Annotated in this window: 11 protein-coding genes and 1 riboswitch; of the genes, 8 read left to right on the forward strand and 3 right to left on the reverse strand. The window is 60.8% G+C overall.

Translation table 11 applies throughout. The features are described from left to right. Positions 1–14 precede the first annotated feature (14 nt). Positions 15–764 carry a DUF3043 domain-containing protein gene (locus tag KBX17_RS09775; protein ID WP_255997893.1) on the reverse strand — a complete coding sequence of 250 codons (750 nt, stop codon included), beginning with the start codon at positions 762–764 and terminating at the stop codon, positions 15–17. A 245-nt stretch (positions 765–1,009) separates the two neighbouring features. On the opposite strand from KBX17_RS09775, the gene KBX17_RS09780 reads away from it, so the two are divergent. Then, entirely contained in the window at positions 1,010–1,354 is a 345-nt protein-coding gene (locus KBX17_RS09780) for an iron-sulfur cluster assembly accessory protein (RefSeq protein WP_005289494.1), read from the forward strand. 96 nt (positions 1,355–1,450) lie between these two features. On the opposite strand, the gene KBX17_RS09785 is transcribed toward KBX17_RS09780, so the two are convergent. Beyond that, the gene (locus tag KBX17_RS09785) at positions 1,451–2,512 is read right to left on the reverse strand and encodes a S41 family peptidase (RefSeq protein WP_005289496.1); all 1,062 of its coding nucleotides are present in this window, start codon (positions 2,510–2,512) and stop codon (positions 1,451–1,453) included. Between the two features lie 136 nt (positions 2,513–2,648). Next, positions 2,649–4,571, reverse strand: coding sequence for an asparagine synthase (glutamine-hydrolyzing) (asnB, locus tag KBX17_RS09790; protein ID WP_255997894.1), 1,923 nt, complete (start codon positions 4,569–4,571; stop codon positions 2,649–2,651). A 360-nt stretch (positions 4,572–4,931) separates the two neighbouring features. On the opposite strand from asnB, the gene KBX17_RS09795 reads away from it, so the two are divergent. The 7 genes from KBX17_RS09795 to KBX17_RS09825 all read left to right on the forward strand — a co-directional run bounded on the left by KBX17_RS09795 (position 4,932) and on the right by KBX17_RS09825 (position 12,587). Next, positions 4,932–6,023, forward strand: coding sequence for a cytochrome c oxidase subunit II (locus KBX17_RS09795; protein ID WP_005289500.1), 1,092 nt, complete (start codon positions 4,932–4,934; stop codon positions 6,021–6,023). Between the two features lie 19 nt (positions 6,024–6,042). Beyond that, positions 6,043–6,474, forward strand: a complete 432-nt coding sequence (locus KBX17_RS09800; RefSeq protein WP_005289502.1) for a cytochrome c oxidase subunit 4 — start codon at positions 6,043–6,045, stop codon at positions 6,472–6,474. 436 nt (positions 6,475–6,910) lie between these two features. After that, positions 6,911–7,531 carry a heme-copper oxidase subunit III gene (locus KBX17_RS09805; protein ID WP_198002190.1) on the forward strand — a complete coding sequence of 207 codons (621 nt, stop codon included), beginning with the start codon at positions 6,911–6,913 and terminating at the stop codon, positions 7,529–7,531. Positions 7,532–7,600: 69 nt separating this feature from the next. After that, positions 7,601–8,449 carry a c-type cytochrome gene (locus KBX17_RS09810; RefSeq protein ID WP_255994785.1) on the forward strand — a complete coding sequence of 283 codons (849 nt, stop codon included), beginning with the start codon at positions 7,601–7,603 and terminating at the stop codon, positions 8,447–8,449. Next, complete coding sequence (locus KBX17_RS09815) at positions 8,446–9,669, forward strand: ubiquinol-cytochrome c reductase iron-sulfur subunit (RefSeq protein ID WP_005289512.1); 1,224 nt, start codon at positions 8,446–8,448, stop codon at positions 9,667–9,669. Before KBX17_RS09810 ends, KBX17_RS09815 begins: the two co-directional genes overlap by 4 nt. After that, on the forward strand, positions 9,669–11,300 hold the full coding sequence (locus KBX17_RS09820; RefSeq protein WP_256019622.1) for a cytochrome bc complex cytochrome b subunit: 1,632 nt from the start codon (positions 9,669–9,671) through the stop codon (positions 11,298–11,300). Before KBX17_RS09815 ends, KBX17_RS09820 begins: the two co-directional genes overlap by 1 nt. Positions 11,301–11,667: 367 nt before the next feature. Further along, a riboswitch (cyclic di-AMP (ydaO/yuaA leader) is annotated at positions 11,668–11,834 on the forward strand. Between the two features lie 9 nt (positions 11,835–11,843). After that, positions 11,844–12,587: a C40 family peptidase gene (locus KBX17_RS09825; RefSeq protein WP_005289516.1), complete on the forward strand. Its 744-nt coding sequence runs from the start codon at positions 11,844–11,846 to the stop codon at positions 12,585–12,587. Positions 12,588–12,771: the final 184 nt, after the last annotated feature.

A 12,771-nucleotide genomic window follows, 5' to 3' on the forward strand; every position in this document is an offset into this window, starting at 1 on the left:
GGCGCTGGCCCCTTCTACACCTTGGAACCGAGAGCGACCTGCGGCTTGGGCGTGCGCCAGTTGCGTGGCTGTGACGCGCGGGAGAAGGCGTACATGCCCAGGCCAAAGCCGGTGTCATTCTCCTCAGGGAACTTCTCCTTGACGGCCCTGTTGGCCTTGCGGCCGATGATGAACGCCTCCGCCAGCACCGTCGCGATGAAAATCATCGACAACGTCGACAGCACCGCAGCCATCTGCGGCACGAACTGGCCGATGAGCATAATCAGCAACATCACGAACGCCGCCGGCATGATGTAGTTGGAGATGAAACGGCGCGAATCCACCCAATCGCGGACGTACTTGCGCACCTTTCCCTTGTCGCGGTCCATGAGGTACGCCTCTTCACCGGCGTCCATCTTGGCCTGCAATTCCTTGTTCTGTGCGCGGCGCTGCGCGCGCTCCTGCTTCTTGTAGTCCTTCCACTCTTCCTTGGACATGGACTTCTTCAGCTCTTTGCGCTTCTGCGCAGCCTGCGGAGTGGACATCGCGTTCGGGTCGCGGATCACACCGCGCTTGACCTCCTGGTCGTGGCGCTTCGGCGTGGGGCGCCCCTTCGGCGGAGTGTAGCCCTTGGGCAGTTTCTTCTCTGGGGCATTTTTAGCGCCGTCCGTGCTTGCCGTGCTGGTCGTGCTGGTCACCTCGGACTTGTGTTCAGCAAGATCGACTTTGGTGGAGCCGCCGGCCGCGGCGTCGGTCGCGTCAGTTTTCTGCCAGGGAAGTTTCACGCTCTCTAGGCTACAAGGCCGGTTTCTGTTACAGCCACACAGGGTCGACGGGTTCGTGCAGCTTGACGGCCGTGGCAGTGCGCCGGTTTCTGCTCCTGGAATGCAGTTCGCATCGTGGGTGTTGGACACGGTAGAAGTCCGCTCCTTCGCTCCAAGTTAGGGTGCACTAGCATCCGTTCCGGCTCGGGGAGTAGGCTCGGACCCCGAAACTGCAACACGGCCTCAATTGGCCAAGGAGATGTTTTATGACTGCACCGACTTCCACTACCGGCGTCAAGCTGACCGACGCAGCTGCAGCTAAGGCAAAGGCGCTGCTGGATCAGGAAGGCCGCAACGACCTGTCTCTGCGCATCGCTGTGCAGCCGGGTGGCTGCGCTGGTCTGCGCTACCAGCTCTACTTCGACGACCGCGACCTCGACGGCGACAAGGCCGATGTCGTCGGCGGTGTGCGCCTCGTCGTGGACAAGATGTCTGTTCCGTACCTCATGGGCGCAGAGATCGACTTCGCAGACACGATTGAGCAGCAGGGCTTCACCATTGATAACCCGAACGCCGGTGGCTCCTGCGCCTGCGGCGACTCTTTCAACTAAGACGAACGCTCCGCTGAGAGCGAGGATTGAATTAAGCGCCCCTCGGGGCGCTTAATTCTTTAGGTTGAGTACCGGTGCTAGCCGGTGCCCTAGCATCTATTCGCAGCCGTGCTCCTCGCGAAGCCATGTCTTGGCCGCTGCCAAAGCAGCGTCGCTCGAATCAGTCTTTGTGTCGGGTTCGATTGGATCCTCCGCGTAGGTTTGGCCGGTACGGTCGCGGTTCCTGGCTGTGGTGAGCATCAGCTCGCTGCCGTCGGGGAATTCATAGACATTATTCGCCGAGGCGAACCCAGCGGTCGGCGTGCCGAAGCTGCGGGAATTGTCCAGACCGCGGAAGGACAGCATGGTCGCCTCACCGGAAGACGCGGTCGCGTCACTGACGAGCACAGCCGTCGGCGCATCCCATTTGCCACCGGTGGTTGAGAGAGGAGTGCCGCCGCCGCTGACTGAATTCCCCTCGACCTTCACCGGCATCGCATTGCCGGAAGCGACGAACTCGATCGCAGTGCCGTCGGGGATGATGGGAGAGAGACCCGCCAGCATAGGGCCCATGTCGCCGCCGTCGTTGGTCTGTAGATCCACGATTGCGCCGCATGCGCCGTTATCGCGGGCCTGCGTCAGGCCGTTCGACAGCTCGTCAGCGTAGCTCTGCACGTCGTCGTCGCGGTGGATACCGGGAACCGTGGCGATGGCGACGGCACTCTCCACGTTGACGGTGGGTTCGGATGCGCCGTCTTCGGCGTTTTCGTCATCAACGCGCTGCTGCTTTTCATCGGGGGAGATCAGGCGCGAGTGCTTACCGCCCGCGGCGCGAACCGCGTTGTTGAGATCTTCGCGCACTTCGTCGACAGAATCCGCCTTCTTGGCCACATCTTTGGCGTGCTCGCTCGCGGCCGAGAATTCCTCCGAGTCGCTGTAGATACCTTGCTCGGCCAGCTGAAGTACCGTCGAGGTGTAGCGTTTCGGTGAGTCCGTGCCCACAAAACGTGCCGTCCCCGTAGTCATCGCGGTGACGGCCGGGCCGTAAAAGTACACGGCTACTGCAGCGACTATCACCACGGCGAGGGCTAGCGCCCCGATCACGGTCCAGACTTTCCTTCGGTTTGTCTTGGTCTCGGACTTTCGCTGTAACTGCTGGTTGCTCTGCGCGTTGGTCATAGTGCGAATTGAACCGACAGAAGCACGAAAATTCAGTAACCCTGCTTATCCAATCGGGGTAGAGCCAGCACTACCCCGTCCACCGGCGTGTGTGGTGCCGACGAGCGGGGTAGTGGGGCAGGGAGAGTGGTGAGCCTTAGAGCTTCACCGGATAATCGCGCTGCTCAATGCCGGGATCGATGCGGTGCTCGACGAAAATGCCGTGCCAGACCATGAACGCCAGCACGGTCCACAGACGACGCGAGTGGTCGGAGACACCGTCGCGGTGCTCCTTGAGCATCTCTTCGACTTCGTGCTTGTTGAAGATGTCGTCGGTCTGGGAGTCGCGGATGGTCTGCTGGGCCCAACCGTAGAGCTCGTCGCCGGCGAGCCAGTGGCGCATAGGCACGGGGAAGCCGAGCTTCTTGCGGTGCAGGACGTGCGGCGGGACGATCTGCTCCATGGCCTTGCGCAGGGCGTATTTGGTTGTTCCGTCCGCGATCTTCAGATCGTGAGGGATGGTCTCCGCGACAGCGAAGACCTCCTTATCCAGGAACGGCACGCGCAGCTCGAGGGAGTGCGCCATGTTGATCTTGTCAGCCTTGACCAGGATGTCGCCGCGCATCCACGTGAACAGGTCCAAGTGCTGCATGCGTGCGACCGGGTCCATTCCCGTGGACTCGGCGTAGATCGGTGCTGTGACCTCGCGGTGGTCCCACTCGCGCTTGGCCCACGGAAGCACTCGGCGCAGCTGGTCGTAGTTGAAGGAGCGCGCGTTACCGTAGTAGCGATCCTCCATCGGCATCGTTCCGCGCTCAAGCAGTGACTTACCCTTCATTCCCTCAGGCAGAATGTGGCTTAACCGATTGAGGCCCTTGAGCAGGGGGTCCGGCATTTTCTCGAACGGCGCGAGAGACAGGGGCTCCTTATAGATGGTGTAGCCGCCGAAGAGCTCGTCCGCGCCCTCACCGGACAGGACCACCTTGACGTGCTTACGAGCTTCTTGCGCCACGAAGAAGAGCGGGACGAGCGACGGGTCAGCCACCGGGTCGTCGAGGTACCACATGATCTTCGGGATGGACTCGGCGTATTCCTCCGGAGAGACGATCTTGACTATGTGTTCAACGCCGATCGCTTCCGCGGACTCAGCCGCGACATCGACCTCGGAGTAACCCTGGCGTTCAAAACCGGTGGTGAACGTCAGCAAGTTCGGGTTGTGCCGCTTAGCCAATGTCGCAATAGCGGTCGAGTCAATACCGCCGGAGAGGAAGGAGCCGACGGTCACATCTGCGCGCATGTGCTTTGCGACGGAATCTTCCAGGGCGGCGGCAATAGCGTCGAAAAGCTTCTGTTCTTCGCCTTTGATCACCGGCGTGACATTGAACTGGGGCCGGAAGTAGCGCTCCGCGACGACCTCACCGCCGGGGGTCAGCGTGGCGGTGCATCCAGATTCGAGCCGGCGGACGGCCGCGTGGAGAGATTCCGGCTCCGGGACGTACTGCAGGTCCACATAATGCTCGATGGCGCGCTTATCCAGGCTCAGATCCAGCCCGAGCTCCGGCGCCATCTCCAGGATGGACTTCTTCTCCGAGGAGAAGACGGTGCCTGCGTCAGTTGTGGCGTAGTAGAGGGGCTTGATTCCGAACTGGTCGCGGGCAGCGAACACGACCCGGTCCTGGGTGTCCCAGATGGTGAAGGCGAACATGCCTCGGAGGTGGTTCACCACGTCCTTGCCCCAGTGGTGGTAGCCCACCACGATGGTTTCGGAATCACCGTGCGTGTTGAAGGTGTAGCCGAGGGCGGACAGCTCATCGCGCAGTTCTATGTAGTTGTAGATCTCACCGTTGAACGTCAGTGCGTAGCGCTGCGGGTTGTCTTCCGGCCCCCAGCGCAACGGCTGGTGGGAGTGCTCGAGGTCAATGATGGACAGGCGGTTGAAGCCGAAAACTGCGTCATCGTCGTTCCACGTCCCGGCGGCATCTGGGCCGCGGTGGTGGAAACATGGCAGGGCACGCTCGGTGGCCGCGACGAAGCGGGCAGCGTCCGAATTGCTGCTGAGCATTGCGAGAAGACCGCACATAAGTGGGTGGCTCCTTAGAAAGAGTTGAGTAAAACTAGCTCCACCCACAATAGATCTGCGGGGCGCCGCTGAGTCTATTGGTGTCGCACCACCTTTAGCCCGTCCCCGTTAGGGGTGCAACTTCCGATTGATATTCTGCAAGATAAGTGTGACCGCAATTACGCCTGTGGGAAATCTGTGGCGGATCTGCGCACAGTGACTGCAGGTGACCGGCTAGGACAGCGCCTCTTTGGGGGCTCTGCGTAGGCCGTGGCTCTGCGTCGCCGAAAACGCGGGAGCCGTGCAGGTTAAACATGTGGCGCTGATCCTCTATTCTGACTGGGTAGGAATATTCTGTGTGGATAGGAAGGCTTTACACACGTGGATACGGCAAAGAACCGTGGCCTTGCCAAGAAGCTCTGCTTCGCAGGGATTATCGCCCTGAGCGGCTTGGGCCTGACGGGCTGTGAGGTCGCACCGCCGAGCGCACTCGGCAACCTGCTGGACATGGGCTGGCCTGACCCGGTCACCCCTGAAGGTGCCAGCATGTACAACTTCTGGGTCTGGGTCTGGCTCGTTGCCTGGATCATCGGCATCATCATGTGGGCCATCTTCATCTACGCGGTCTTCGCGTGGAACAGCAAGCGCCGTCAGAAGCAGGGCCACGGTGAGTTCCCGAAGCAGCTGCAGTACAACATCCCGCTCGAGCTGGCGCTGACCATTGTGCCGATCCTGATCGTCATGGTCCTGTTCTTCTTCACGGTCCAGGCGCAGACCAAGGTTGTGGCCCTGGATAAAGAGCCTGATGTCACTGTCGATGTCACGGCGTTCCAGTGGAACTGGAAGTTCGGCTACGCGGAGGTCAAGGGAGACCTGTCGCCGGTCGGCGGGGACTATGACGGCAGCGATCTGGAGCGCCAGAAGCTGGCCGACGAGACCAAGATCGACGACGAGAACATGGTCAACGGCAACCCGATCCACGGCCAGTCTTCGAACGACCAGTCCTACCTCAACTACAACCTGATTGAGACTGTCGGTTCCACCGAGGAAGTTCCGGTTCTGGTTCTGCCTACCGACACGGCGATCGAGTTCCGTCTCGCATCCAGCGATGTGAGCCACGCCTTCTGGGTTCCGGAGTTCCTGTTCAAGCGCGATGCTTACTCTCACCCGGAGATGAACCAGCAGGAGCGCAGCTTCCAGATCGAGGAGATCACCGAGACCGGTTCCTTCGTCGGCCGCTGTGCTGAGATGTGCGGTACCTACCACGCAATGATGAACTTCGAAATCCGTGCGGTCACGCCGGATCAGTTCCGCGAGTACATGGACTTCCGCCACAACAACCCCGAAGCATCCAACTCCGAGGCTCTTGAGGCCATCGGCGAGGAGCCGTTCGCTACGTCCACCCGCCCGTTCAACTCCGACCGCACCGGCACGCGCGACGGAAACAACGCCGTCGACAACGTCGGCATCTAAGAGAGGCTAGGTACACATCATGGGTGCAGGATCAAAGGTCTTCTACGGAATCGGCGTCTTCATCGCGGTCATTGCGGTGCTCTACGCCCTGGGCACTAACTTCGTCGGCGACGACGCGTACATGGGCGGCTACGAATGGGCCGGCGGTGTGGCCCTGGTTCTCGCAGCTGCTTTCTCCTTCATGCTCGGCGGTTACCTTCACTTCACCGAACGTCGCATCGATATCCTCCCGGAGGACTGGGAGGAAGCAGAGGTTGAGGACGGCGCTGGTGTTTTGGGCTTCTTCTCCCCGAACTCCGTCTGGCCGATGGTGATGACTGGTGGCATTACCCTCATGGCTTTCGGGATCTGCTTCTGGCAGCTGTGGCTTCTGGCCCTTGGTGTCGTCGTGCTCATCTGGGGCGTGACGATGCTGAACCTGCAGTACGGTATCCCCCGCGAGAAGCACTAAGACTTCGCCGCAAAGGCGAACGTAACTTCGGCCCCCACGCCCTGTGGCGTGGGGGTTTCCATTTTTCTGTTGGGGCAGGCCAACCTTTCGGTCGATGGGGTGAGGGGTCATCCGAAAGTTGATGGGGGTGCACGTTTCTGCAGGCCGAATGTGTGAATCCAGTCACACGCGGGAACTAAGACGTTCGTGGCGCACGTTCGCTTAGCGGCGTTCCCGCAGTGGGGTGAGAATGTTGCCGCGTTAGGGGAATCGCGGCTCAAGCTATGACCTGCACGGATGACCGTCGTAAAGCACCGCGAAAGAGTTCCTGGACGGATGCGTGACTGCGACACGCGGAATGTGAGCAGAAATACGGGCAGGTCCGTGAACTGCTCACATGAAAAACTCGGGGGTAAACAAGGTGACTTTAGGGTTCAAAAGCGGGATACTAATACGCGTGACGACTGCAACAACGAACCCAGGTATGGCGACTTCGCCCGACCGTTTGCCGGTGCTGAACCGACCGAACATGGTCAGCGTCGGAACGATCGTGTTCCTCGCCCAAGAATTGATGTTCTTCGCCGGCTTGTTCGCGATGTACTTCACCTCGCGTGCAAACGGCATGAAAACTGGTGATTGGGCTGTTCAAACCGATCACCTCAACGTTCTCTTCGGAACGATCATCACCATTGTGCTGGTGACCTCCTCGGTCACCTCGCAGCTTGGTGTGTTCGCCGCAGAGAAGGGTGATGTTTTCGGGCTGCGCAAGTGGTTCACCGTGACCATTGCCCTGGGCGTGATCTTCCTGGGTCTGGTCGCCTACGAGTGGGCTGAGATGGTCATGCACGGTGTGACCCCGCAGTCCAGCGTCTACGGGTCGGTGTTCTACATCATCACCGGCTTCCACATGGCGCACGTGACCGCGGGCATCATTGCGTTCTGCATTGTCATGGCACGCGTGGCCAAGTCGAAGTTCACCCCGGCGCAGGCAACTGCGGCCATGGTGACCTCCTACTACTGGCACTTCGTCGACGTCATTTGGATCGGCGTGTTCGTTACTCTCTACCTCGTTCAGTAGCTGCCCACACGGGCACTCGCTCGCACGCAGCACGCTGATTGAAAATCTGATTTCGCTAAAGGGAACAACATGGATAACACCCCCAAGAAGGCGCGTAACCGCCGCAAGCTGCGCAGGTCCGCTGCCGGCGCGATGGCGTTGACGTTTGGTCTCACGGGTGCCGGCCTGCTTGCGTCCGCCCTGACTCCGGACGCACAGGTCGCCACCGCCCAGCGCGACGACCAGGCAATGATCCAAGAGGGCAAGGACCTCTACGACGTTGCTTGCATCACCTGCCACGGCGCTAACCTCCAGGGCGTCAAGGACCGCGGTCCGTCCCTGATCGGTACCGGTGAAGGTGCCGTGTACTTCCAGGTGCACTCCGGCCGCATGCCGATGATGTCGAATGACGCTCAGGCTGAGCGCAAGAAGCCGCGCTACACCGAGGCGCAGACCCTGGCCATCGCCGCGTATGTTGCAGCAAACGGTGGCGGCCCGGAGCTGGTCTACAACGAGGACGGCTCTGTCGCTATGGAGGAGCTGCGCGGTAAGAACTACGACGGACAGATTCAGGCTGACGACGTTGCACGCGGATCGGAGCTGTTCCGCCTCAACTGTGCGTCCTGCCACAACTTCACTGGCCGTGGTGGCGCGCTGTCCTCCGGTAAGTACGCGCCGGTCCTGGACCCTGCCAATGAGCAGGAGATTTACCAGGCAATGCTGACTGGTCCGCAGAACATGCCGAAGTTCTCTGACCGCCAGCTCACCGCGGACGAGAAGAAGGACATCATCGCCTTCATCAAGTCCGCCAAGGAAACCCCGAGCCCCTCGGGTTGGTCGCTTGGCGGTATCGGCCCCGTTGCTGAGGGCCTTGCAATGTGGATCATCGGTGTCACCCTGGTCGGCGCCGCTGCAATGTGGATTGGATCGCGCTCATGAGCAATGAAGTGAAGAAGGATTACACAGACAAAGAGCTCGATCGCATGAGCAATGCCGAGCTGGCTGCCCTGGGCACCGAGCTCGACGACGTGACGGTTGCGTACCGCAAGGAACGCTGGCCGATTGAGGATGACCCGGCAGAGAAGCGCGCTGCGCGCGGCATCATGGTCTGGCTGATCATCTCGATCGTCATGGGCCTGGCATTCCTGGGCGTTTACCTCTTCTGGCCGTGGGAGCCCCGCTTCCACGGTGACGAAGGCCTGTGGATGTACACCATGTACACCCCTTTGCTCGGCCTGACCTCTGGCCTGGCGCTTGCATCTCTGGGCTTCGCTGTCGTCCAGTACGTCAAGAAGTTCATCCCGGAAGAAATCGCGGTACAGCGTCGCCACGACGGCCGCTCCTCCGAGCTGGACCGCCGCACGACCACCGCGCTGCTTAACGATGCATGGCAGACTTCCACCCTTGGTCGCCGCAAGGTGATGCAGGGTCTCCTCGGTGGTGCTGGCCTGCTTGCTGGCCTGGCCATCATCGCCCCGCTCGGCGGCGTGATCAAGAACCCGTGGCGTCCCCGCCACGCCATGAACTACGAAGGCGACGGCACCTTGTGGACCCAGGGTTGGTCCATGGCGCGTGAAGGCAAGAAGCTTTACCTGGGCCGCGACACCGGTGCGATCGCCGAGCTGCACGACAGTGACGCCGGCAAGCACTACACCACGGCTGGTGTGTCCCGCCTGGTGCGCATGCGCCCCGAGGACTTGGACGCAGCTTCCATGGAGACGGTCTTCCCGCTCCTGGAGCAGGACGTTAACGACGGCGATGACTACAACCCGGACCTGGACGTGTACGAGAACCACATGCACTCCATCCACGGCCCGCGCAATGCGGTCATGCTGATCCGCCTGCGTTCCTCCGACGCTGCCGCAGTGGTGGAGCGCCAAGGTCAGGAAGACTTCCACTACGGCGATTACTACGCCTACTCCAAGATCTGTACGCACATCGGTTGCCCGACCTCCTTGTACGAGGCTCAGACCAACCGCATCCTGTGCCCGTGCCACCAGTCGCAGTTCGATGCACTGCAGCACGGCAAGCCGATCTTCGGTCCAGCTGCGCGCGCTCTGCCGCAGCTGCCGATTGAGATCGACGAAGATGGTTACCTCATCGCCCGCGGGGACTTCATTGAGCCCGTCGGCCCGGCATTCTGGGAGCGTAAGTCCTAATGAGCACTAAACTCAGTCAAGCTGCTGACAATATTGATTCGCGCTACACGATCTCGGGTGTCCTGCGCCCGCAGCTGAACAAGGTCTTTCCGACGCACTGGTCCTTCATGCTCGGCGAGATGGCCTTGTACAGCTTCATCATCCTGCTGCTGACAGGTGTGTACCTGGCGCTCTTCTTCGACCCGTCGATCACGAAGGTGATCTACGACGGCGGGTACCTCCCGCTCAACGGCGTGGAGATGTCGCGTGCATACGCGACTGCCCTGGACATTTCCTTCGAGGTCCGCGGTGGTCTGTTCATCCGCCAGATGCACCACTGGGCTGCGCTCATGTTCATGATGGCGATGTTCGCCCACATGCTGCGCATCTTCTTCACCGGTGCATTCCGTCGCCCGCGTGAAGCCAACTGGATCATCGGTGTTGTCCTGATTCTGCTGGGCATGATCGAGGGCTTCCTCGGTTACTCTCTGCCGGATGACCTGCTTTCCGGTGTCGGTCTGCGCATTATGTCCGCGATCATCGTGGGCCTGCCGATCATCGGCACCTGGATCCACTGGGCAATCTTCGGCGGCGACTTCCCGTCCGACCTCATGCTGGACCGCTTCTACATCATGCACGTGCTGATCCTGCCGGGCATCATCCTCGCGCTGATTGCCGGACACCTGCTGATGGTCTGGTTCCAGAAGCACACCCAGTTCCCTGGCCCGGGCCGCACCGAGAACAACGTTGTGGGTATCCGCATTCTGCCGGTCTTCGCAGTCAAGGCTGTCGGTTTCGGCCTGCTGGTCTTCGGTGTCCTCGCGCTGATGGCCGGTGTCACTACCATTAACGCGATTTGGAACCTCGGCCCCTACAACCCGTCGCAGGTGTCCGCTGGTTCTCAGCCTGACGTCTACATGCTGTGGACGGATGGTGCCGCCCGTGTCATGCCGGCGTGGGAGCTCTACTTGGGTAACTACACCATCCCGGGCGTGTTCTGGGTGGCACTGATGGCAGGCCTCATGGTGGTGCTGTTGCTGCTGTATCCCTTCCTGGAGAAAAAGATGCTTGGCGACGACGCGCACCACAACCTCTTGCAGCGTCCCCGCGACGTTCCTGTCCGCACCGGTATCGGTGTCATGGGCATCACCTTCTTCCTGCTGCTGACATTGTCCGGTGGTAACGACCTGTTTGCTTACCACTTCCAGATCTCGCTTAACGCGATGACCTGGGTTGGCCGTATAGGTTTGATCGTGCTGCCGCCGCTGGCGTACTTCATCACCTACCGCATTTGCGTCGGTCTCCAGCGCTCTGACCGTGAGGTCCTGGAGCACGGTATTGAGACCGGTGTGATCAAGAAGCTGCCGAATGGTGCCTTCGTCGAGGTTCACCAGCCGGTTGGCCCGGTGGACGAGCACGGCCACCAGATCCCGCTCGAGTACGCGGGCGCTGTTGTTCCGAAGCAGATGAACCAGCTCGGTTACGCCGACTCGGAGACCTCCGGCACGTTCAGCCCGGATGATCCGGCGATCACTGCGCGCCGCAACGAGATCGCGCGCCAGAACCACCACGAAGAGGTGGAGACGCTGCGTGCGCTGGAGGCAGAGAAGAACTCTGTCGACCGCGACGCCGGTACTAAGAGCAAGCGTTAGAGCCATTAGTGCATAACGCCGAGGCCCCTCTGACTGCCCAAAAACGGGTGGGGGAGGGGCCTTTGGCTTGTAACAAAACCATAAAGACATCTACTGTGAGCAGGATCACATTAGAAAGTTTTGGCGTCAATCATCGCTTTCTGCCGGCCTTGGACGTAACGTCATTCCGCAGCAAACGTGCTGGTGACAGGCCCGCAGTAGGCCGTCACACGCTAAAGCAGGTTGGCATGGAGGGGCTCGAGGCGTCGGTTTTTCGGGGCGCCGGGGAAAATAACGAAAAAATAACGGGCGCGCCGTTGGACAATGCTTGTGTCCGTTTCGTAACCTAGCTGAGACCTTGTAGCCACGAAGGCGCAAGCGACATTTGAACCACATAGAGCCGAGTTCTAGGACCCCTATGGTCCGGAAGCCGGGGAACCATGACTTCCCTGGGGTGAACGGGGCGCAAGGAGCGCGCAAGCGCAGGAGCGTCCTAGAGGTGACTTCCCGCACCGAACCCGACAGCTAACCCGGTAGGCGCAACTGGAGATATGGAGTTTATAAGTGGCTAAGCACCGCCGCCAGGCAAACGGTACCAAGCGCACCGTTGCAACCGCGTCCGCCGTTCTCGCCGGCGCAACCCTGATCGCCCCGACTACCGCTGATGCTGCCGAGGTTCGCGTTCCTAACACGAACATCTCTGCGGAGATCCCGGGCATTGAGAACACCCCTGGCATCGCAAGCATCCCGGGCATCGAGCAGTGGATCCCGTCCCTGGCCGGTAAGGCCGACCGCGACGCTGACATCCGTTCTGCTATCGCGGCCGTGAAGGCTGTTCCGGGCGTTGCTAACGTTCCGGGCTTCAACGACTGGATCAACGGCGTCGAGAAGAAGTACGCTAGCGCCCCTGTCGCTAACCGCCAGCCGCAGGCTGCTGCCGCACCGGCTCCGGTGCGCCAGCCGTCCCAGGGTGAGCGCATCGTGTCCATCGCAAAGTCCAAGATCGGCTCCCCGTACGTCTACGGTGCTGCCGGCCCGAACGCGTTCGACTGCTCTGGCTTCACCTCCTGGGTTCACGCTCAGGCAGGCAAGCAGATTCCGCGTACCTCGCAGGCTCAGGCCAACGCTGGCCGTAAGGTCGCCATTTCTGACCTGCAGCCGGGTGACATCGTCGTCTACTACGGTGGCGCATCCCACGTTGCTATTTACGCCGGTAACGGCCAGATCATCGACGCGCTGAACTCCGGCACCCCGGTGGGCTACCGCCCGCTGAACATGATGCCGATTCACTCTGCAGTCCGCTTCTAGCGCAGCACCTGCCGCAGGAACTTCCGCGGCGTACCTAAAACCGGTCTGGAGCCTCGGGGCTCGGGCCGGTTTTGGCTCTTTATCGCACAATTGTCACAACAGTAACAGGGTTAAGGGTCAAAATGTGTGTCTGGCTCGGCGTGTCGTGGGGGTTAGATCTGGCCTTTTTGGATGCCGATTGAGT

It is taken from the genome of Corynebacterium sp. CCUG 65737 (assembly GCF_024454115.1).
Lineage (GTDB): Bacteria > Actinomycetota > Actinomycetes > Mycobacteriales > Mycobacteriaceae > Corynebacterium > Corynebacterium genitalium.